The sequence below is a fragment of the Streptomyces sp. NPDC026246 genome, from assembly GCF_055567995.1.
In genome coordinates this window covers 272,869-291,773 of record NZ_JBVHPJ010000004.1, presented here as the reverse complement: position 1 = coordinate 291,773, position 18,905 = coordinate 272,869, and the positions used below count along the sequence as shown (strand labels likewise).

General features: G+C 72.7%; 20 protein-coding genes and 1 pseudogene. 13 read left to right on the top strand and 8 right to left on the bottom strand.

Annotation, left to right across the window (positions count from 1 at the left end):
* Nucleotides 1–7: 7 nt before the first annotated feature.
* Nucleotides 8–559: a MarR family winged helix-turn-helix transcriptional regulator gene (locus ACZ4M5_RS13290; RefSeq protein ID WP_467736563.1), complete on the top strand. Its 552-nt coding sequence runs from the start codon at nt 8–10 to the stop codon at nt 557–559.
* 77 nt (nt 560–636) lie between these two features.
* Here the strand turns inward: ACZ4M5_RS13290 and ACZ4M5_RS13285 are convergent.
* Both ACZ4M5_RS13285 and ACZ4M5_RS13280 read right to left on the bottom strand, forming a co-directional pair.
* Nucleotides 637–1,380 (bottom strand): annotated as a pseudogene (locus tag ACZ4M5_RS13285) (VOC family protein); the annotation flags it as partial.
* 103 nt (nt 1,381–1,483) lie between these two features.
* Nucleotides 1,484–1,876, bottom strand: a complete 393-nt coding sequence (locus ACZ4M5_RS13280; protein WP_467736069.1) for a VOC family protein — start codon at nt 1,874–1,876, stop codon at nt 1,484–1,486.
* Between the two features lie 72 nt (nt 1,877–1,948).
* Here ACZ4M5_RS13280 and ACZ4M5_RS13275 point away from each other — a divergent pair, with 72 nt between their 5' ends.
* Entirely contained in the window at nt 1,949–2,488 is a 540-nt protein-coding gene (locus ACZ4M5_RS13275) for a GNAT family N-acetyltransferase (protein WP_467736067.1), read from the top strand.
* A 27-nt stretch (nt 2,489–2,515) separates the two neighbouring features.
* Here ACZ4M5_RS13275 and ACZ4M5_RS13270 read toward each other — a convergent pair whose 3' ends face one another.
* Nucleotides 2,516–3,199 (bottom strand): glycerophosphodiester phosphodiesterase, encoded by a 684-nt coding sequence (locus tag ACZ4M5_RS13270; RefSeq protein ID WP_467736065.1) that lies wholly within the window; start codon nt 3,197–3,199, stop codon nt 2,516–2,518.
* Between the two features lie 250 nt (nt 3,200–3,449).
* Between ACZ4M5_RS13270 and ACZ4M5_RS13265 the strand changes: the two genes are divergently transcribed.
* The 4 genes from ACZ4M5_RS13265 to ACZ4M5_RS13250 all read left to right on the top strand — a co-directional run bounded on the left by ACZ4M5_RS13265 (nt 3,450) and on the right by ACZ4M5_RS13250 (nt 7,677).
* Nucleotides 3,450–4,847 (top strand): DUF6421 family protein, encoded by a 1,398-nt coding sequence (locus ACZ4M5_RS13265; protein WP_467736063.1) that lies wholly within the window; start codon nt 3,450–3,452, stop codon nt 4,845–4,847.
* A gap of 41 nt (nt 4,848–4,888) precedes the next feature.
* Nucleotides 4,889–5,638 (top strand): SDR family NAD(P)-dependent oxidoreductase, encoded by a 750-nt coding sequence (locus tag ACZ4M5_RS13260; protein ID WP_467736561.1) that lies wholly within the window; start codon nt 4,889–4,891, stop codon nt 5,636–5,638.
* Nucleotides 5,635–6,705, top strand: coding sequence for a threonine aldolase family protein (locus tag ACZ4M5_RS13255; protein WP_467736559.1), 1,071 nt, complete (start codon nt 5,635–5,637; stop codon nt 6,703–6,705). Before ACZ4M5_RS13260 ends, ACZ4M5_RS13255 begins: the two co-directional genes overlap by 4 nt.
* A 273-nt stretch (nt 6,706–6,978) precedes the next feature.
* Complete coding sequence (locus ACZ4M5_RS13250) at nt 6,979–7,677, top strand: B3/B4 domain-containing protein (protein WP_467736061.1); 699 nt, start codon at nt 6,979–6,981, stop codon at nt 7,675–7,677.
* An 18-nt stretch (nt 7,678–7,695) separates the two neighbouring features.
* Here ACZ4M5_RS13250 and ACZ4M5_RS13245 read toward each other — a convergent pair whose 3' ends face one another.
* Together ACZ4M5_RS13245 and ACZ4M5_RS13240 are read right to left on the bottom strand one after the other, a co-directional pair.
* The gene (locus ACZ4M5_RS13245; protein ID WP_467736059.1) at nt 7,696–8,424 is read right to left on the bottom strand and encodes a lysophospholipid acyltransferase family protein; all 729 of its coding nucleotides are present in this window, start codon (nt 8,422–8,424) and stop codon (nt 7,696–7,698) included.
* Between the two features lie 187 nt (nt 8,425–8,611).
* The gene (locus tag ACZ4M5_RS13240) at nt 8,612–9,028 is read right to left on the bottom strand and encodes a DUF4395 domain-containing protein (protein WP_467736057.1); all 417 of its coding nucleotides are present in this window, start codon (nt 9,026–9,028) and stop codon (nt 8,612–8,614) included.
* Nucleotides 9,029–9,106: 78 nt separating this feature from the next.
* Between ACZ4M5_RS13240 and ACZ4M5_RS13235 the strand changes: the two genes are divergently transcribed.
* The 4 genes from ACZ4M5_RS13235 to ACZ4M5_RS13220 all read left to right on the top strand — a co-directional run bounded on the left by ACZ4M5_RS13235 (nt 9,107) and on the right by ACZ4M5_RS13220 (nt 12,128).
* Nucleotides 9,107–9,529: a thioredoxin family protein gene (locus tag ACZ4M5_RS13235; RefSeq protein WP_467736557.1), complete on the top strand. Its 423-nt coding sequence runs from the start codon at nt 9,107–9,109 to the stop codon at nt 9,527–9,529.
* A gap of 74 nt (nt 9,530–9,603) precedes the next feature.
* Nucleotides 9,604–10,095, top strand: coding sequence for a flavin reductase family protein (locus ACZ4M5_RS13230; RefSeq protein ID WP_467736055.1), 492 nt, complete (start codon nt 9,604–9,606; stop codon nt 10,093–10,095).
* 229 nt (nt 10,096–10,324) lie between these two features.
* Nucleotides 10,325–11,113, top strand: coding sequence for an electron transfer flavoprotein subunit beta/FixA family protein (locus ACZ4M5_RS13225; RefSeq protein ID WP_398108468.1), 789 nt, complete (start codon nt 10,325–10,327; stop codon nt 11,111–11,113).
* A 52-nt stretch (nt 11,114–11,165) separates the two neighbouring features.
* On the top strand, nt 11,166–12,128 hold the full coding sequence (locus tag ACZ4M5_RS13220) for an electron transfer flavoprotein subunit alpha/FixB family protein (protein WP_467736054.1): 963 nt from the start codon (nt 11,166–11,168) through the stop codon (nt 12,126–12,128).
* Between the two features lie 54 nt (nt 12,129–12,182).
* Here the strand turns inward: ACZ4M5_RS13220 and ACZ4M5_RS13215 are convergent, their stop codons facing one another.
* Entirely contained in the window at nt 12,183–13,088 is a 906-nt protein-coding gene (locus tag ACZ4M5_RS13215) for an endonuclease/exonuclease/phosphatase family protein (RefSeq protein ID WP_467736052.1), read from the bottom strand.
* Between the two features lie 191 nt (nt 13,089–13,279).
* On the opposite strand from ACZ4M5_RS13215, the gene ACZ4M5_RS13210 reads away from it, so the two are divergent.
* Nucleotides 13,280–14,581, top strand: a complete 1,302-nt coding sequence (locus ACZ4M5_RS13210; protein ID WP_467736050.1) for a DUF6986 family protein — start codon at nt 13,280–13,282, stop codon at nt 14,579–14,581.
* Between the two features lie 104 nt (nt 14,582–14,685).
* On the opposite strand, the gene ACZ4M5_RS13205 is transcribed toward ACZ4M5_RS13210, so the two are convergent.
* On the bottom strand, nt 14,686–15,504 hold the full coding sequence (locus tag ACZ4M5_RS13205) for a hypothetical protein (RefSeq protein WP_467736048.1): 819 nt from the start codon (nt 15,502–15,504) through the stop codon (nt 14,686–14,688).
* A gap of 6 nt (nt 15,505–15,510) precedes the next feature.
* Nucleotides 15,511–16,497, bottom strand: coding sequence for a LacI family DNA-binding transcriptional regulator (locus tag ACZ4M5_RS13200; RefSeq protein ID WP_467736555.1), 987 nt, complete (start codon nt 16,495–16,497; stop codon nt 15,511–15,513).
* 272 nt (nt 16,498–16,769) lie between these two features.
* On the opposite strand from ACZ4M5_RS13200, the gene ACZ4M5_RS13195 reads away from it, so the two are divergent.
* Nucleotides 16,770–17,723: an ROK family protein gene (locus ACZ4M5_RS13195; protein WP_467736046.1), complete on the top strand. Its 954-nt coding sequence runs from the start codon at nt 16,770–16,772 to the stop codon at nt 17,721–17,723.
* Between the two features lie 734 nt (nt 17,724–18,457).
* Nucleotides 18,458–18,904, top strand: coding sequence for a helix-turn-helix transcriptional regulator (locus ACZ4M5_RS13190; RefSeq protein WP_467736044.1), 447 nt, complete (start codon nt 18,458–18,460; stop codon nt 18,902–18,904).
* Nucleotide 18,905: the final 1 nt, after the last annotated feature.

Below are 18,905 nucleotides of genomic sequence, written 5' to 3'. Positions count from 1 at the left end.
CGCGGGGATTCCCCGAGCCGGCGAGGGCACCGCGTCCGGCCCGGCCCCCGGCCGCCGGGGCGACACCGTGGCCGCGGTCGTCCACCAGTGGCGGTCGGTGCATCCCGAGCTCGACACCGGTCCGATGGAGGTCATCGGGAGGATCAACCGCTGCGCCGCGCTCCTCCAGCAGGCCGAGGACGCGCCCCTGCGCCGGGCGGGGCTCAGCCGGCCGGAGTTCGACCTGCTGGGCGCGTTGCGCCGGACCGGGCACGAGCTCACCCCCGGAGAGCTGGCCCGGGAGACGTTCTCCTCCGGTGCCGCCGTCACCAAGCGGCTCAAGCTGCTCTCCGAGCGCGGCCTGGTCGAGCGCCGCGGCGACGACCGCGACCGCCGGGTCGTCCACCTCCGCCTCACCGAGGCCGGCCGCGACCTGGTCGACGCGATCCTGCCCTCCCAGCTCGCCTACGAGGCCGCCGCGCTGTCCGGACTCGACGCCCGCGACCAGGGCGAACTGGCGGCACTGCTGGGGGACCTGCTCGGCCAGCTGGAGGGCCGTCTGGGCGCGCTGCGGCCCTGAGCGGACCACCGGAGCACGGGGCGCGGGAGCGGGGGCGACGCGTCCGGCTCCCGCGTCCCGCGCCCCCTCGCCCAGAACTCGTACTCCGCCGGACACACCCCGAACATCGCCCCCTGCGGGTCCCGCAGCACCGCGATGCGCGGACCGTCGGGCACGGACGTCGGGACCATCAGGACGGTGCCGTGCCGCTGGACGACGGCGGTCGCCCCGTCCACGTCGGCGACGGCGAAGCAGGGCAGCCGGTGCGGCGGCACCTCCGGCGGGGACCTGTCGTCCCTCGTCACCATGCCGCCGAAGTCCGCGCCGTCCAGTCCCCACTGCGTGTAGCGGTGAGGCGCTGACGCCCCAGCCGAACGCGCGGCCGTGGAAGGCCACGGACTGCTCGGGGTCGCGGGTGAACAGCTTCACCCAGCCCGGCGCCCCGGGCGCGTTGAACAGCCCGGCGCCGGGGAGGCCCGCGCCTGCCAGAGCTCGAACACCGCGCCGCCCGGATCGGCGGCGACCGCGAAGCGGCCCGTGTCGAACACGTCCACCGGGCCCAGCAGCACCACCCCGCCCGCCTCCGTCACCGCACGGGCCGCGGCGTCCGCGTCCGTCACCGCGAACGACACGTTCCACGCCACCGGCTGGTACGGGGGAGCGAGGGCGGCGACGGCCGCGTCCTCGAGGTGGGCGACGGCGTAGCCGCCCGCCTCCTGGCGGGGGTCGGTCTCGGGCCGCCAGCCGGACAGGCGGGTGCAGAACCGCCGGGCCGCCTCCAGGTCGCTGGTGCCCAGCTCCGCCCAGCAGGGCCCGCCGGTCACCGGTGCGTCGAGCTTCAAGGCGTTCCTTCCGCGGGGGACGACCCCCTCCAGCACGCTGAGCGGCCGCCGGGAGCGTGTGCCATCCGGGAACGCCGGTGGGGCGCACCGGGTGCCGGTCGCCTCAGATGCCGGGCCGGTGACGCATCGGGTGGTCCGCCGGGACCTCGACCAGGACGATCGGGGTGCCGTCCGGATCGGCGATCCACATCTCGATCAGCCCCCACGGTTCGCGCACCGGGGGCCGCACGATCTCCACGCCCTTGGCCCGCAGTTCCTCCTCCGCCGCCGCCGCGTCGTCCACCTGCAGCCACAGCCGTGCCGCAGGTTCCGGGCGGGAGGCGGCCCGGCCGGACACCTCCAGGAAGCCGCCGCCGAGGAAGTAGACCGTGCCGCGCTCGGGGCCCGTGCCGAACTCCCGGTACACGGCGAGGCCCAGTTGCTCGCCGTAGAAGGCCCGGGACCGCTCGGGGTCGGTGGGGCGGAGCAGGATGCGGCTGCCGAGTACATGCACCATGCAGCGGAGCCTACCGGCGGGGTTACGCTCGTCCCTGCCCGAGCCGCGCCAGCAAAACGGAGACGCACGCCCATGGAGACCGCCGCCACCGCACTGACCTTCCGGGACGCCACGGACGCCGACGTGGACGAACTGGTCGCGCTGATCGAGTCGGCGTACCGGGGTGACTCCAGCCGGGCCGGGTGGACCACCGAGGCGGACATCCTCGAAGGGCAGCGCACCGACCCGCAGGGGGTGCTGGAGGTCGTCAAGTCGCCCGACAGCCGGCTGGTCACCGTCGAGCGCGACGGCCGGATCGTCGCCTGCTGCCAGCTGGAGCACCAGGGCGAGCACGCCTACTTCGGGATGTTCGCGGTCAGCCCCGCGCTCCAGGGCGCCGGGCTGGGCAAGCTGATCATCGCGGAGGCGGAGCGGCAGGCCCGGGAGACCTGGGGCGTGACGGAGATGCAGATGACGGTGATCTCCGTGCGGGAGGACCTGATCGCCTGGTACGAGCGGCGCGGCTACCGCCGCACGGGCCGGACGACCCCGTTCCCGTACGGCGACGAGCGGTTCGGCGTCCCGCAGCGCGACGACCTGGAGTTCGAACTGCTGGTCAAGCGGCTCGGATAGCGGCCCCGGGCCCGCCGGTTCCCGGCCCTAAGCCGTGAAACGGCCCGTGCGCTTGATGTCCGGGTGGTCTGTGGTCGCGCCGTCGAGGCCGAACGCCCGGACCAGACGCAGGTGATCCTGCGTGTTCACCACCCAGCCGAGGATCCGCAGGTCGGCCGCGCGGGCCCGCTCCACGATCTCCAGGGTGAGCCGGCGGATGTTCAGGCAGACGGTCGCCGCCCCCACCGCCACCGCGCGGTCCACGACGTCGGTGCCGTAGCGGCTGGCCACCAGCGCGGTGCGCACCCCGGGCACCAGACGGGCGATCTCGGCCACCGCCTCGTCATGGAACGAGGAGACCTCGACGCGGCCGGCCAGCCCGCGCGCGTTCATCACCTCCGCCAGGGCGCGCGCCGCCTGCGCGTCCTTGATCTCCGCCTGGAGGGGCGCCCGCACGGCCTCCAGGACCTCCTCGAAGACCGGCACCCGCTCTCCCCGGCCCGCGTCCAGCGTCCGCAGCTCCGCAAGGGTCTTCTCGGCGATCGGCCCGGTGCCGTCGGTGGTGCGGTCCACGTCCGCGTCGTGCATGACGACGAGCGCGCCGTCCTTGCTCAGGTGCAGATCGAGTTCGATGGCGTCGAGCCCCGCCTCCTGGGCGGCGACGAACGACCTGAGGGTGTTCTCGGGCTCCACACCCATGACTCCGCGGTGACCGATCGTGAGGAAGTTCAAGACGCGACTCTCTTCCGTCGACAGGCGGCTGTGGGGGCCTGACGGCCCACCCGACCGTATCGCCTGCACCGGCCCCCTGCGCAGAGGTGCGGGCATGCCCGGCTCGGGCGCGGGCACAAGCATCGTCGACAGGAAAAAGTGCGGTGAAGACCAGGGTGAGGCAGGATAATTTCCCGAGGCGGCCCTTGCTGGACGGAACCTCGTGTGTATACGGTCTGCATACGTGAGATTCTCCCGTGGAGGGTGTGACATGACGGAAATTCTTGTGCAAGTGGGTTCGGGGGAAACGGTTCCTCCCGTGGCCAGGGTGGTGGAGCACCCGGCGTGGCCCGTGCTCAAGGATGCCGTGGAGCGGATACGGCCCTGGCAGTCCAAGGACGGGTCGATCGACTTCGAGGCCGAGGGTGCGCCCGGCGCAGCCGACGCCGAGCTCGCCGTCCGCGAGGTCGTCGACGCGGTCCTGGAGCTCTCCCCGCTGCTCCCGCACGACCGCGCCTACCACGAGGCCCTCGCCAAGGACCTCACGCGCTGGGCCGACGGCGGTTTCCAGGTGCCGGACTTCCTCGACTCGCTGCTGGCCTTCCAGCCCGCCGCGAACCGGGCGGACGGCCTGCAGCACCTGGTCGTCTTCCCGATGTACACGCAGAACGGCAACCCGGACCGCAACCTGGAAGCGGTCGTGCTGCGCATGGTCTGGCCGGACTGGCTGGCCGAGCTGGAGCGCACCCGCTACGACAACCCGCTGTTCTGCGGCATCACGTTCGAGGACTTCACGACCGGCTACGACACCAACTCGGCCGTCCTCTTCCCCGAGACGATCGCCGTGCGCGAGGCCCCGGAGCGGTTCACCTGGGGCGGCATCTTCTGCGACCGCGAGGCGGCGCGCTTCCGGCGCGTCACCGACGCCGCCGTCGACATCCTGGGCCTGGAGCTGCCCGAGGACGTGGCCGCGATGGTCCACGACCAGAAGCGCTGCGAGGAGGCCTTCGTCCTGTGGGACATGGTCCACGACCGCACCCACAGCCACGGCGACCTGCCCTTCGACCCGTTCATGATCAAGCAGCGCCAGCCGTTCTGGATGTACGGCCTGGAGGAGCTGCGCTGCGACCTCACCGCCTTCAAGGAGGCCGTGAAGCTCGCCCAGGAGGGCGTCCCGCAGGCCCGTGACGTCCAGGTCGCGGTCCTCTTCGACCGCATGTTCCGCTTCCCGGTCACCGGCGAGCGCGTGCGCAACTACGACGGCCTCGGCGGCCAGCTCCTCTTCGCGTACCTGCACAAGCGCGACGTCGTCCGCTGGACCGACAACAAGCTCACCATCGACTGGGAGCGCGCCCCGCAGGTCACCAATGAGCTGTGCGGCGAGATCGAGCAGCTGTACCGCGACGGCATCGACCGTCCCAAGCTCGTCCACTGGTTCGCCGGCTACGAGCTCGTCTCCACCTACCTCTCCCCGCACCCGGGCTCCACGTGGGCCAAGGGCCCCGACGCCCTGGACCTGACGCAGCCGCCGCGCAAGCTCGTCGATGACGTGCTTCCGGACGAGTTTCCGCTGAGCATGTTCTATGAGGCACTGTCCAAGAAGCTGAAGAACGTGATCGCCTCCACCAAGGGCATCACGGCGGACAGCACCGAGCGGATCGCCGCGTGAGCGATCGGCGTACCGAGAACACTGCTCAGGAGGCGAAGAACATGGCGGGGAACGGGGCGCTCAGCGGTGCGGTGATCGCGGTGGCCGGAGCGGGCGGGCCCGCGGGCCGGGCCGCACTGCTCAGGCTGGCCGAGGCGGGAGCCACCGTCATCGGCTCCGACAACGATCCGGAGCGACTGGCGGAGGCCGTCGACGCGGCGGGCTACGCGACCGGCGGCGCGACCGTCACCGGTGACACGGTCGACCTGCTCGACCTGCAGGCCACCCGCGACTGGTCCGACCGCATCGAGAAGGACTTCGGCCGCGTCGACGGCCTGGTCCACCTCGTCGGCGGCTGGCGCGGCAGCGAGACCTTCACCAGGACCAGCCTCGACGACTGGGACTTCCTGGAGATGCTGCTGGTGCGCACCGTGCAGCACACCTCGCTCGCCTTCCACGAGGCGCTGCAGCGCAGCGACCGCGGGCGCTACGTCCTGATCAGCGCCGCGGGAGCCAGCAAGCCCACCGCGGGCAACGCCGCCTACGCCGCCGGCAAGGCGGCCGCGGAGGCGTGGACCCTGGCCATGGCCGACTTCTTCCGCAAGGCCGGGGGCCCCGAGGGCCCGACCTCGGCGGCTGCGATCCTGGTGGTGAAGGCACTGGTGCACGACGCCATGCGCGCCGACCGCCCCAACGCGAAGTTCGCGGGCTTCACCGACGTCAAGGATCTGGCCGAGGCCATCACCGAGGTCTGGGACAAGCCCGCCGCCGAAGTGAACGGAAAACGTCTGTGGCTCACCGAGAAGCCGTGAACCCGCCGAAGACCGACGCACGACGCCACCACGACCCCGACACCCGCGGTTTCGCCAGCGACAACTACGCCGGCGTCCACCCGGAGGTGCTCGCCGCCCTGGCCGTGGCCAACGGCGGGCACCAGGTCGCCTACGGCGAGGACGTGTACACCGAGAACCTGCAGCACCTCGTGCGCAGCCACTTCGGGCCGACGGCCGAGGCGTTCCCGGTCTTCAACGGCACCGGCGCCAACGTCGTCGCCCTCCAGGCGGTCACCGACCGCTGGGGCGCGGTGATCTGCGCCGAGAGCGCGCACATCAACGTCGACGAGTGCGGCGCGCCCGAGCGTGTCGGCGGGCTGAAGCTGCTCACCGTCCCCACGCCCGACGGCAAGCTCACCCCCGAGCTGATCGACCGGCAGGCGTACGGCTGGGACGACGAGCACCGCGCGATGCCGCAGGTCGTGTCGATCACCCAGGCCACCGAGCTGGGCACGGTCTACACGCCCGAGGAGATACGGGTGCTGTGCGACCACGCCCACGCGCACGGCATGAAGGTGCACCTGGACGGCTCCCGGCTGGCCAACGCCGCCGCCACCCTGGACGTCCCCATGCGGACGCTCACCAGCGCGGCCGGCGTCGACCTGCTCTCCCTGGGCGGCACCAAGAACGGCGCCCTGTTCGGCGAGGCGGTCGTGGTGATCAACCAGGACGCCGTGAGCCACATGAAGCACCTGCGCAAGCTGTCCATGCAGCTCGCCTCGAAGATGCGGTTCGTGTCGGTGCAGCTGGAGGCTCTGCTCGCCCGGGACCTGTGGCTGCGCAACGCCCGGCACGCCAACGAGATGGCCCAGCGCCTGGCCGAGGGCGTGCGCTCGGTGCACGGGGTGGAGGTCCTCTACCCGGTGCAGGCCAACGCGGTGTTCGCCCGGCTGCCGCACGACGTGAGCGAGCGTCTGCAGAAGCGGTTCCGCTTCTACTTCTGGGACGAGACCGCGGGCGACGTCCGCTGGATGTGCTCCTTCGACACGACCGAGGACGACGTGGACGCGTTCCTCGCGGCGCTCAAGGAAGAGATGGCCCGCTAGCGAGGGCCCGCTGGCGACCGCACGGGGATCCGCCGTACTCACGGATCCGGGCGTCCGCCGCGCACCTCCCCGGAGGGCGCGGCGGACGTCTTGTGCGAGGGCAGGGGCGCTGCCGACGGAGCAGGGTCGTCCTGCACGCCCTCTGGCGTCCAGTCGACTGAACTGCGTGGTCTTGTATGCTGCACCGCAGCGGTCGTCGGGGGGATTGCGCGCCCCGCGCGCGGCACCCGGCCGGCCGTTCCCGACCGCACTCCCGAGGCAAGGCCCCCCACCATGACACTCACCCTGACCGTGTCGGACGGCGTGCGCGCCCTCGCGCCCGGCTTCACCCATGTCGCGATCGAGGCCCATGGTCTGGTCAACGGGCCGAGCACCGAGGCGAGTTCGGCCCTGCTGGACAACGCGGCCCGACGGCTCGCGGCCCGCCTGGACGGCCGCGCCCCGCACGAGGACCCGCACATGGCCGCCTGGCGCGAGACGTACACGGCCTTCGGCTCGAAGCCCTCCCGCACGCGCAACTCCGCCGAGGCGCTGGCCAGGCGGGCCCTGTCGGAGGCCGGGCTGCCCCGCATCAACCTGCTCGTCGACCTCTACAACGCCGTGTCCGTCGCCCGTCTGATCCCTGTGGGCGGCGAGGACCTCGACCGGATCGAGGGCGAGATGCGCCTGGTCCGCGCCACGGGCGAGGAGGAGTTCGTGACCGTCGCAGGCGGCGAGGAGGCCGTCGAGCACCCGGACCCGGGCGAGGTCGTGTGGTGTGACGACCGGGGCGTCACCTGCCGCCGCTGGAACTGGCGCCAGGGGCCGCGCACGCGTCTGACCGAGCGGACGACGTCCGGTGTCTTCCTGCTGGAGGCCATGGCGCCCCTGCCCGTCGCCGAGGTGCGGGACGCCGCGGGGGAACTCGCCGAGCTGCTGGCGAAGTTCAGCCCGGGCGCCGACATCGACGTCCGCGCCCCCGGGCCCGCCTGAGCGGGGGCGGCGGGGGTGTCAGTGCGCCTCCGCCGCCCGGACCTGCTCCGGCGTCGGAGCCGTGCCGCCGAGGTGGGCCGGCATCCACCAGGTGTCGTCCGGGCCCTTCGGGCGGACCGGATAGGCGCGCTGGGCGGCCTCCAGGAGCTCCTGAACCCGCTCGCGCACCTGCCGGGTGAGGGCGCCCGCGTACTTGTCGCGGGAGGCCTCGATCGCCTCGCCCACCCGGATCGTGATCGGGGTGTGGCTGCGCTTGAAGTTGCGCGGGTGACCCTTGGTCCACAGCCGCTGCGTGCCCCACACCGCCATCGGGATCAGCGGCACGCCCGCCTCCTGGGCCAGGCGCGCGGCACCCGACTTGAAGCTCTTCAGCGTGAACGACGGCGAGATCGTCGCCTCGGGGAACACCCCGACGATCTCGCCCGAGCGCAGCGAGTCCAGGGCGTGCGCGTACGCCGCCTCGCCCTGCTTGCGGTCCACCGGGATGTGCTTCATCCCGCGCATGAGCGGACCCGAGATCCGGTGCCGGAAGACCGACTCCTTCGCCATGAACCGCACCAGGCGTTTCTGCGGCAGCGCGGCCAGGCCGTTGAAGACGAAGTCCAGGTAGCTGATGTGGTTGCTGACCAGCACGGCGCCGCCCGAGCGCGGGATGTTCTCCGAACCCTGACAGTCGATCTTGAGGTCCCACACCTTGAACAGCGTGCGGGCGAAGCCGACGACGGGACGGTAGACGAGCTCTGCCATGGGCGGTTCGGACCCTTCCTGCTCTGCCTGGGAAGGGATTCCCAGCGGACAAGTTACGCAGCCGTAGGTTTACGGCTTGTCGCAGATGGTGCCCCAAGAACGGCCGGGTAGCCAGTCCTCGTGCCCGCGGCAGGAGAGATTCTCGTCACGTCGCCCGTGGATCTCACCTCGTGCTTTTACGTGCGCATTACCCGGTGCGCACCGTCACGCGCCGCACGAGCAGGTACAACTCGCAGCCCAGGCAGTACCCGAACGCCGCATTGAGGAAGGCGGCGGCGAGCGCCGCGCCGGTCGCCGCGAGTCCCAGCCACCCGGGTCCCACCGCGAAGCCGACCAGTCCAAGCCCGGCGAAGAGCAGCCCCACCGCCTGGGCGAACCGCGGCGGCTCGGGCGCCTCGAACGCGCTCGGCGGTCCCAGCCGGGGCCGCACGACCCGGGCGAACAGCACGCCGTACGGTGAGCGGCGCACCCCGCCCGCCGCGCCCAGCAGGAACGCCAGCGTCTGCCATGCCAGCAGCCATGCGCTGCCCGTGATCAGGACGACCGCCAGCACCACGGTCGTGACGGCCGCGCCGAAACGCGGCCCTCTTGCGTCGATGTCCATGGGAACCAAGCATTCCGCAGCTCGGCGCACGTGTGGGCGCGGGAATCTTTGCGGTCTCGTGAACGCTTGCAGCAGGTGATGACCGGACTGGTGGTGTGCGTGGCGGTGCTCGCGGCGGCGAGCGCCTTCGGAGTGCTGCACAAGCGGCGGAGCGGGAGGGTGCGGGTGCGCGGGCGGGACGACGGCAAGCGGCTCGACGCGGCGGACCTGGGTGCGGAACTGGGGGAGCGGGCGACGCTCGTGCAGTTCTCCAGCGCCTTTTGCGCGCCCTGCCGCGCGACCCGGCGGGTGCTCGGCGAGGTCGCCGGGCTGGTCCCGGGTGTGGCGCACGTGGAGATCGACGCCGAGGCCCACCTGGACCTCGTACGCCGGCTCGACGTCCTCAAGACCCCGACCGTGCTGGTCCTGGACGCCGGTGGCCGGGTGGTGCGCAGGGCCGTCGGGCAGCCCCGCAAGGCAGACGTGATCGCCGCGCTCGGCGAGGCGGTGGACGGGGCGTGAGGCCGTCAGTGAGTCATCTCCCACAACAGGGAACGAACTTGACTGCGCCGACCATTTATCGTCAGCCTGACCGCATGCCTGCGGACCTCCTGACCACGACCGGCCTGCTGCGCTCGGTCTTCCGGCGCCACGCCGCGGGCGTCGCCGTCGTCACCGCCCGTGGCGAGGACGGCCCGGTGGGCTTCACCGCCACCTCCCTGACCTCCGTGTCCGCCGAGCCGCCCCTGTTCTCCTTCGGTGTCGGCACCGGCGCCTCCAGCTGGCCGGCGCTGGCCGTAGCCGAGCACGTGGGCGTCCACGTGCTCGGCGAGCACCAGCAGGAGCTGGCCGCCACCTTCGCCCGCAGCGGGGCCGACCGCTTCGCCCCGCCGACCATCTGGTGTGAAGGTCCCGAGGGCGTTCCCGTGCTCGACGGCGTGTCCGCCTGGCTGGTGGGCCGGATCGCGGCCCGGGTGCCCGCCGGGGACCACCGGCTCGTCATCGCCGAGGTGGTGCACGGGGACGCCACGGGCACCGGCCGCCCCCTGCTCTACCACCAGGGCTCCTTCCACCGGCTCGGCGGCTGACCGGCGCTCCCGTCCCCGCGGCACCGGGCTGCGCGACCGTCGAGTTCCGGTTACGCTGCGTTGCGAAGGTCACAGTTCAAAGCGCTTGCTTAGCGGGAACGAACTCTGTGTACTGACGAGTAATATTTCGCTCGGAGCGTGGGTCGCCCCGACCGGGATCGGCCGCTTGAGGCGCCTATGCTGCCTGCAAGAGGCAGCCGAGAAATGACGATGCAGTAGGAGAGCCGGCGTGAGCTTGAGGATCGTTGTCACTGTGAAGTACGTGCCCGACGCCACTGGCGACCGGCACTTCGCCGATGACCTGACCGTCGACCGGGACGACGTGGACGGTCTGCTCTCCGAGCTCGACGAGTACGCGGTCGAGCAGGCGCTGCAGATCTCCGAGAACTCCGACGACGACGTGGAGATCACCGTCCTGACGGTGGGCCCCGAGGACGCCAAGGACGCCCTGCGCAAGGCGCTGTCCATGGGCGCCGACAAGGCGATCCACGTCGAGGACGACGACATCCACGGCACCGACGCCATCGGCACCTCCCTGATCCTGGCCAAGGCGATCGAGAAGGCCGGCTACGACCTGGTCGTCTCCGGCATGGCCTCCACCGACGGCACCATGGGCATCGTGCCCGCGCTGCTCGCCGAGCGCCTGGGCGTCCCGCAGGTCACGCTGCTCTCCGAGGTCTCGGTCGAGGACGGCACGGTCAAGGGCCGCCGCGACGGCGACGCCGCCTCGGAGAACCTGGAGGCCTCCCTGCCGGCGGTCGTGTCCGTGACCGACCAGTCGGGCGAGGCGCGCTACCCCTCCTTCAAGGGCATCATGGCCGCCAAGAAGAAGCCGGTGGAGTCCTGGGACCTGTCCGACCTGGACCTCGAGGCCGAGGAGGTCGGCCTGGAGGGCGCCTACACGGTCGTCGACGGCGCGACCGAGCGCCCGGCCCGCACCGCGGGCACGATCGTCAAGGACGAGGGCGAGGGCGGCAAGCAGCTCGCTGAGTTCCTCGCGGGCCAGAAGTTCATCTGAGCCCGATCGCCGACCGTCCCTCATCTTTCGCAAGCAGGAGAGAAGAAGTCCCATGGCTGAAGTTCTCGTCTACGTCGACCACGTGGACGGTGCCGTCCGCAAGCCCACCCTCGAGCTGCTGACCCTGGCCCGCCGCATCGGCGAGCCGGTCGCCGTCGCGCTGGGCAACGGCGCCGGTGACACCGCCGCCGCCCTCGCCGAGCACGGCGCGGTCAAGGTCCTCACGCACGAGGCCGCCGAGTACGCCGACTACCTGGTCGTGCCGAAGGTGGACGCCCTCCAGGCCGCCCACGAGGCCGTCTCCCCGGCCGCCGTGCTGGTGCCGTCCTCCGCCGAGGGCAAGGAGATCGCCGCCCGCCTGGCGCTGCGCCTGGGCTCCGGCGTCATCACCGACGCCGTCGACCTGGAGGCCGGCGACCAGGGCCCGGTGGCCACCCAGTCGGTGTTCGCCGCGTCCTACACCACCAAGTCCCGTGTCTCCAAGGGCACTCCGGTCATCACGGTCAAGCCGAACAGCGCCGCCGTGGAGGCCGCCCCGGCCGCCGGCACCGTCGAGGCGCTGAGCGTGTCCTTCTCCGCCCAGGCCACCGGCACCAAGGTCACCGGCCGCACGCCGCGTGAGTCGACGGGCCGCCCGGAGCTGACCGAGGCCGCGATCGTGGTCTCCGGCGGCCGTGGCGTGAACGGCGCGGAGAACTTCGCGATCATCGAGGCCCTCGCCGACTCCCTCGGCGCGGCCGTGGGTGCCTCGCGTGCCGCGGTGGACGCCGGCTGGTACCCGCACACCAACCAGGTGGGCCAGACCGGCAAGTCGGTCTCGCCGCAGCTGTACATCGCCAACGGCATCTCCGGCGCGATCCAGCACCGTGCCGGCATGCAGACCTCGAAGACGATCGTCGCGGTCAACAAGGACGCCGAGGCGCCGATCTTCGACCTCGTCGACTACGGCGTCGTGGGCGACCTGTTCGACGTCGTCCCGGCCCTGACCGAGGAGATCAAGGCCCGCAAGGGCTGATCGCCTCCCGGCGGCAGCAGGGCCCCCGTGACCGGCCGGTCACGGGGGCCTCGCTCATCCCAGGGTCATCGAGGCCTGCACGGGCAGATGGTCGCTCGGGTAGGTCCCGTGCAGGCTGAAGGTGTTCATCCCGGCCCGGTGCGTGGTCACCCCGGGGGTGGTGAGGATCCAGTCGATGCGCCGCCCGCCGGGCACGGGCGCCCGGTAGCGGTGGTGCGTCCCGTACGCGGGCCCCCGCGAGGCGGCCGCGTCCCAGGCGTCCACCAGTCCGATGCCCAGCATGAGGTCGTACACCCGGTTGTGGTGGGCGGCCGCGTTGAAGTCGCCGGTGACGACGACGGGCAGCGACCGGTCCCAGCCGGCGATCGTCTCGCCGATGAGCCCCGCTGAGCGTTCGCGGGCGTACTGGCTGACGCTGTCCAGATGGGTGTTGAGAACGTAGAAGTCCCGGCCGCCGTCGGCGAGATCGGCGAAACGGACCCAGGTCACCATGCGCAGCCAGTCCGCGTCCCACGTGTTCGACGCGATCGTGTACGGGGTGTCGGACAGCCAGAAGTGATCGAACTCGATCGGGTCGAGTCTGCGCGTGTCGTAGAAGATCGCCATGAACTCGTCCTTGCTGCCGCCCCCGCGTCCGGTGCCGATCCAGTCGTAGTGCTCGCCGAGATCCTTCTCGATCATGCGCACCTGCCGGTAGAGCCCTTCCTGGGTGCCGATGACGTGCGGTCGCTCGCGGCGCAGCAGTTCGCGCATCACCGGCCGGCGCACGGACCACGGCGGTGTCGCGTCGACGACGGTCGCGAAGCGCACGTTGAACGTCATGACGTCCAGGGCACCCGGGTGCTCGCCGGCGGTGGCGGACCGGGTGGGGCCCGCGGTGGTGAGCAGCGGTCCCGCGACGGCGACGGCGGTCGCCGCCTTGAGCCCGTGGCGGCGCGTCACTCCGGCCTCGTTCGGCACGTGATCTACTCCCTTGCACGTCAGGATGATGGTTGTCTGCTGAATACGGAAGAAGGGAACGGGATTGCAGGGACTGCGGGGCACGGATGCGCCATCCCGGTCACGACGGTGTTGACCGGGCCGGAGGTCGGCCGATAACTTCGCTCTACGGATTGTTGATTCCGCAGAGTGGAAAATAGGAGGGTTCCGGAATGGGCCAGGGCCAGCAGGAGAAGGTGGCGACGAGCCTCGCGGGCGCCGTCAGCGAGGAGATCAGCGCCGCCCTCGCGCCGGTCGACGCGGAACTGGAGCGCCGCTACCCCGGGGACCCCGGCACCCGCCAGCCCGTGCACACCGTCTACGTGCCCGGTGACGCCTTCGCCGCCGACACCGTCCGCACCTGGGGCGACCGGGCCCTGGCCGCCCTCGACGAGCACGCCCCGGACGCCGCCTCCTTCGCCGCCGTCCTCGGCCTGCCCGAGGAGCTCGCCGAGCCCGTCCACGCCCGAGTGCGCGCCAAGCTGGAGCGCGAGCCCATCGAGGACCTGCGCGTCGACTTCGAGGACGGGTACGGCAACCGCCCCGACGCCGAGGAGGACGAGGCCGCCGCCCGCGCCGCCCGGCTGATCGCAGAGGCTCACGAGGACGGCACCGCCGCCCCGTACATGGGCATCCGCATGAAGTGCATGGAAGCGCCCGTGCGCGCCCGCGGCATCCGCACCCTCGACATCTTCCTCACCGGCCTGATCGAGGCCGGCGGCCTGCCCGCCGGGCTGGTCCTCACCCTGCCCAAGGTGACCTACGCCGAGCAGGTCACGGCCATGGCCCGGCTGCTGGACGCCTTCGAGAAGACCCACGGCCTCGAACCCGGCCGGATCGGCTTCGAGATCCAGATCGAGACCAGCCAGTCCATCCTCGCCGCGGACGGCACCGCCACCGTCGCCCGCATGATCCAGGCCGCCGAGGGCCGGGCGACCGGACTGCACTACGGCACCTTCGACTACAGCGCCTGCCTCGGCGTCTCCGCAGCCCACCAGGCCGGCGACCACCCCGCCGCCGACCACGCCAAGGCCGTCATGCAGGTCGCCGCGGCCGGCACGGGCGTACGGGTCTGCGACGGCTCCACCAACGTCCTGCCGGTCGGCCCCACCGAGAAGGTCCACGCCGCCTGGCGCCTGCACTACGGCCTCACCCGCCGCGCCCTGGCCCGCGCCTACTACCAGGGCTGGGACATGCACCCCGGCCACATCCCCACCCGGTACGCGGCCGTCTTCGCCTTCTACCGCGAGGGCTTCGAGCAGGCCGCCGCCCGGCTCACCCGCTACGCCAACCGCTCCGGCGGCGACGTCATGGACGAGCCCGCCACCGCCAAGGCCCTCGGCGGCTACCTGCTGCGCGGCCTCGACTGCGGCGCGCTGGACATCGGCGAGGTCGCCCGGCTGACCGGCCTGACCCGCGCCGACCTGGAGAGCTTCGCGGTGCCCCGGCGCGGGAACCTGACGGCGTCCGCCTGAGGCAGCAGGACCGCGGCCGTCGGGAGACCGACGGCCGCCGGACGACCACCTCGTGGCCGGGGACCCACGACGACCGGCAACCGGCACCTGTGGGTCGGCGACGCCTACGTCCAGGGCGGCGGCAACGACGCACCGGTCCCCGGGCTGCCGTACTGCTGAGCCCGCGCCGACCACACCGCCGCGTACCGTTCGAGCCCCGACGCCGTCACCAGGCCCTCCTCGGCGAAGAGCCGCGTTCCCCGCTCGCACAGCCGCCGGTCGGCCCGCGCCATCGCACAGAACTCCTCGGGCAGCGAGCCGAACAGCTCCCGCAGCCGCGGGAGCTCCGCCAGCAGGCCGTCGAGCAGCTCCCGCTGGCCCGGGTGGACCCGCCGCGCGCCGGTGCCGTCGTGCAGGACCCCGTGCCGGTTGACGTAGGCGAACACCCCGGGCAGGCGGCTGCCGTCGGCGAGTTCGACCGTGACGCCGGGGTCGGGCAGCCACGCCCGGTCGAAGTTGCCGCCCGGCATGGGCACGCCCTCGCTGGCGTCGATCGCCGCGAGCTGCCCCCCGTCGAGCCAGAGGACGAACAACTCCCGTACCGTGCCCGGCGCCAGGACCGGAGAGGCCGAGACGTAGCCGGCGAGGCTGACATGTGCCGACACTCCCGCGTCGACACCGGTGACCCGCGCCTTCACCATCGGCAGCGGCGACGTGGCCCCGGCCTCCCGCAGCTTGTGCCGCAGCTGGCCCGGGCAGCCGTTGGAGCCGATGGCGAGGACCGGCGTGCGGTCCTCGTGGCGGAGGCGGTCCAGCGGCAGGAACCGGTCGCCGTCGAGCAGCCCGGAAGCGGCGGGCCACGCGCCCGGATAGAGCAGCGGCTCCTGGCGCGGCACCCCGTCCAGCCCGAGTGCCCGCAGCGTGCGGTCCGCCTGCCCGTCCACGGCCGCTCAGTCCGCCGGCGGCAGCTCGCCCGAGCCGCGGGTGATCAGCCGGGTCGGCAGCTCGATGCGCTCGGGCGTGACCGAGGAGCCGTCGAGCTGCCGGAAAAGGCGTTCCGCCGCGGTGCGTCCGATGGCCGCGGCGTCCTGGGCGACGACCGTGACGCCCGGCTGGAGCAGGTCGGCGAGCTCGATGTCGTCGAACCCCACGAGGGCGACGCGGCGGGTGTGCCCGGCGAGGACCCGGATCACGGTGACCGTCACGCGGTTGTTGCCGGCGAATATCGCGGTGACCGGCTCCGGGCCGGACAGCATCTCCTCGGCGGCTCTGCGCACCCGCTCCGGGTCGGTGACGCCCAGGGACATCCAGGGGGCCGCCACCGGTATGCCCGCGTCCTCCATCGCGGCCCGGTAGCCGCGCAGCCGCTCGGCGGCCGTGTGGATGCGGGGCATGTCGCCGATGAAGCCGATCCTGCGGTGCCCCTGGGCGATGAGGTGGGCGACCCCGTCGCGGGCACCGCCGAAGTTGTCCGAGAGCACCACGTCGGCCTCGATGTGCCCGGCCGGGCGGTCCACGAACACCGTGGCCACACCCGCCTTCAGCTCCGGTTCCAGATACCGGTGGTCGTCCCCGGCCGGAATGACCACCAGCCCGTCCACCCGCCGCGCGCACAGGGCCAGCACCAGCTCCTGCTCCCGGTCCGGGTCCTCGGCGCTGGAGCCGTTGATCAGCAGGGCCCCGTGCGCCCGGGCGACCTCCTCCACGGCCCGGCTCAGCGGTCCGTAGAACGGGTCGGCGAGGTCCTCCAGGACCAGTCCGATGCTCGCGGTGCGGCCCTTGCGGAGCACCCGCGCGCTGTCGTTGCGGCGAAACCCCAGGGCGTCGATCGCCTCCTGGACCCGTCGCTCCGTCTCCGGCGTGACGCCGGGCTCGCCGTTCACGACCCGGGAGACCGTCTTCAGGCCGACCCCGGCCCGGGCGGCCACGTCCTTCATGGTCGGACGGTTGCCGTAGCGCGTGGCGGATCGGAGGTGGGTCTGCGGCACGGTGCGGTGTCCTGTCCTGTCGTCCACGGGATGCGTAGGTCCGGGATGTTGTATGAGGATGTGGCGTCGAGCATAGAGCCTGGACAACGTTGTCAGCCTCGGGAGAGACTGTCCACCGCGCCCTCCGGCCCGCCTTCCATGGCGGAGCCGGTACGTGGTTTGCCCTGCTCGATGGCTGTTCTCGGCATTTTTCACACGGTTCACGGGGAGATCCGACACTGATGCACACCGACCTAGTGGCCGCGCTCGACATCGGCGGCACCAAGATCGCCGGCGCTCTCGTGGACGGGGACGGCCGGATCCTGGTCCGCGCCCAGCGGCCGACGCCCGCGCGCGAGGACGGCGCCACCGTGATGCGGGCCGTGGAAGGGGTGCTCGGCGAGCTCACCGCCTCCCCGCTGTGGGGGCGGGCCACGGCGGTCGGGATCGGCAGCGCCGGACCCGTGGACGCCTCGGCGGGAACGGTGAGCCCGGTGAACGTGCCCGGCTGGCGCGACTACCCGCTCGTCTCCCGGGTCCGCGCCGCCGCCGGCAACCTGCCCGTGGAGCTGATCGGTGACGGTGTGGCGATCACGGCCGCCGAGCACTGGCAGGGCGCCGCCCGCGGCCACGACAACGCGCTGTGCATGGTGGTCTCCACGGGTGTCGGCGGCGGTCTGGTGCTCGGCGGGCGGCTGCACGCCGGACCCACCGGCAACGCCGGTCACATCGGCCACATCAGTGTCGACCTCGATGGCGATCTGTGCCCGTGCGGCTCGCACGGGTGCGTGGAGCGCATCGCGAGCGGCCCCAACATCGCCCGGCGCGCGCTGGAGGACGGCTGGCGGCCCGGCCCCGACGGGGACACCTCCGCCGCCGCGGTGGCCACCGCGGCCCGGGCCGGAGACACGGTCGCCCTCGCGTCCTTCGAGCGGGCCGCACAGGCCCTGGCGGCGGGGATCGCCGCCACGGCCACCCTCGTGGAGATCGACATCGCGGTGATCGGCGGGGGCGTGGGCAAGGCGGGCGAGGTCCTCTTCGCCCCGTTGCGCAAGGCCCTGGGTGCCTACGCGACGCTGTCCTTCGTCCGGAACCTCACCGTCGCCCCCGCCCAGATGGGCACCGACGCCGGCCTGGTGGGCGCCGCCGCGGCGGCCCTGGCCAAGCGGGCCGACCCGGCGGCCGCGGGCGTCTGAGACCGGGCAGGAACGTTCAGGCACCCGCCGGGCCCGCGAACCGGTCCTCGCGGCCGGCCGGGCAACGGCCCTGGGCGCGATGCTCCTGCCGCCGTGCCGCCGTGCCGCCGTGCCGCTGTGCCGCTGGCAGGTTGTTCCTCCCCGCCGTCCCGCCGGTGTGCTGCTCCTCTCGCTGTGACGCCGGTGCCCGGTGCGTGCCGGCCGCGGGACCGGCGCACACCGGTGGTGGTCCGGCCGTCCGGTTGCTGCCGCCGACCTGCGCATGCGCGCGGCGACCGGATGCTCGCGGTCACGCTCCAGCCCGCCGGCCTCCAGCCCGCCGGCCTCCAGCCCGCCGGCCTCCAGCCCGCCGGCCTCCAGCCCGCCGGCCTCCAGCCCGCCGGCCTCCGGCCCGTGGAGGCGGCCCTGGCTCTCGGGTCGGAGGGGGTCTTCACCGGGGACCGGGCGGGCTGCCCCGGCATGCCGATCCCACGGGCCCGGGCCGCCAGGCGGGTGCGCAGAGCCTGGTGCGCTCGACGGGCACGGGACCCGCGCCGCCCCGCCGCCCCGCCTCCCGCGCAGAGCGCGGCGGACCATCGCCGGGGTGCCGCTGCGCGTGCTGTCGGCTGCGGCGTTGCCGCCGGGGACGTTCGGCTCGTGCGGCGCGTGACGGGACGGCGAGCTGTCCGGCCCGGCACGACGGGTCCGTCTCCAAAATCGACCGCGTGTCCGTGCGATGTGGCACGATCGCGCGTGTGAGCAGCAGCAGACCCGTCCCGGAGCAGCGCCTGCGCGATCTCGCCCGGCTGCGCCGGGTCAAGGACCGGATCGACCGGGAGTACGCACAGCCCCTGGACGTGGAGGCGCTGGCCCGGGGAGTGCACATGTCGGCCGGGCACCTCAGCCGCGCGTTCCGGCAGGCCTACGGGGAATCGCCGTACAGCTACCTGATGACCCGGCGCATCGAGCGGGCGATGGCGCTGCTGCGCCGCGGCGACCTCAGCGTCACCGAGGTGTGCTTCGAGGTCGGCTGCTCCTCGCTCGGCACCTTCAGCACCCGCTTCACCGAGCTGGTCGGCATGCCGCCCAGCACCTACCGGCGCGAAGCCGCCCGCGCCACCGCGGGCATCCCGTCGTGCGTGGCCAAGCAGGTCACCAGACCGGTCAGGAATCGAGAAGCGCCCACCGCGAGCCGAAACTAGC

Excerpts from the sequence above, each read along its gene's own strand:
- ACZ4M5_RS13280 (WP_467736069.1), bottom strand. The coding sequence starts at position 1,876 with ATGGTGCATGTACTCGGCAGCCGCATCCTGCTCCGCCCCACCGACCCC.
- ACZ4M5_RS13275 (WP_467736067.1), top strand. The coding sequence starts at position 1,949 with ATGGAGACCGCCGCCACCGCACTGACCTTCCGGGACGCCACGGACGCC.
- ACZ4M5_RS13265 (WP_467736063.1), top strand. The coding sequence starts at position 3,450 with ATGACGGAAATTCTTGTGCAAGTGGGTTCGGGGGAAACGGTTCCTCCC.
- ACZ4M5_RS13260 (WP_467736561.1), top strand. The coding sequence starts at position 4,889 with ATGGCGGGGAACGGGGCGCTCAGCGGTGCGGTGATCGCGGTGGCCGGA.
- ACZ4M5_RS13250 (WP_467736061.1), top strand. The coding sequence starts at position 6,979 with ATGACACTCACCCTGACCGTGTCGGACGGCGTGCGCGCCCTCGCGCCC.
- ACZ4M5_RS13245 (WP_467736059.1), bottom strand. The coding sequence starts at position 8,424 with ATGGCAGAGCTCGTCTACCGTCCCGTCGTCGGCTTCGCCCGCACGCTG.
- ACZ4M5_RS13240 (WP_467736057.1), bottom strand. The coding sequence starts at position 9,028 with ATGGACATCGACGCAAGAGGGCCGCGTTTCGGCGCGGCCGTCACGACC.
- ACZ4M5_RS13235 (WP_467736557.1), top strand. The coding sequence starts at position 9,107 with ATGACCGGACTGGTGGTGTGCGTGGCGGTGCTCGCGGCGGCGAGCGCC.
- ACZ4M5_RS13230 (WP_467736055.1), top strand. The coding sequence starts at position 9,604 with ATGCCTGCGGACCTCCTGACCACGACCGGCCTGCTGCGCTCGGTCTTC.
- ACZ4M5_RS13220 (WP_467736054.1), top strand. The coding sequence starts at position 11,166 with ATGGCTGAAGTTCTCGTCTACGTCGACCACGTGGACGGTGCCGTCCGC.
- ACZ4M5_RS13210 (WP_467736050.1), top strand. The coding sequence starts at position 13,280 with ATGGGCCAGGGCCAGCAGGAGAAGGTGGCGACGAGCCTCGCGGGCGCC.
- ACZ4M5_RS13200 (WP_467736555.1), bottom strand. The coding sequence starts at position 16,497 with ATGAAGGACGTGGCCGCCCGGGCCGGGGTCGGCCTGAAGACGGTCTCC.
- ACZ4M5_RS13195 (WP_467736046.1), top strand. The coding sequence starts at position 16,770 with ATGCACACCGACCTAGTGGCCGCGCTCGACATCGGCGGCACCAAGATC.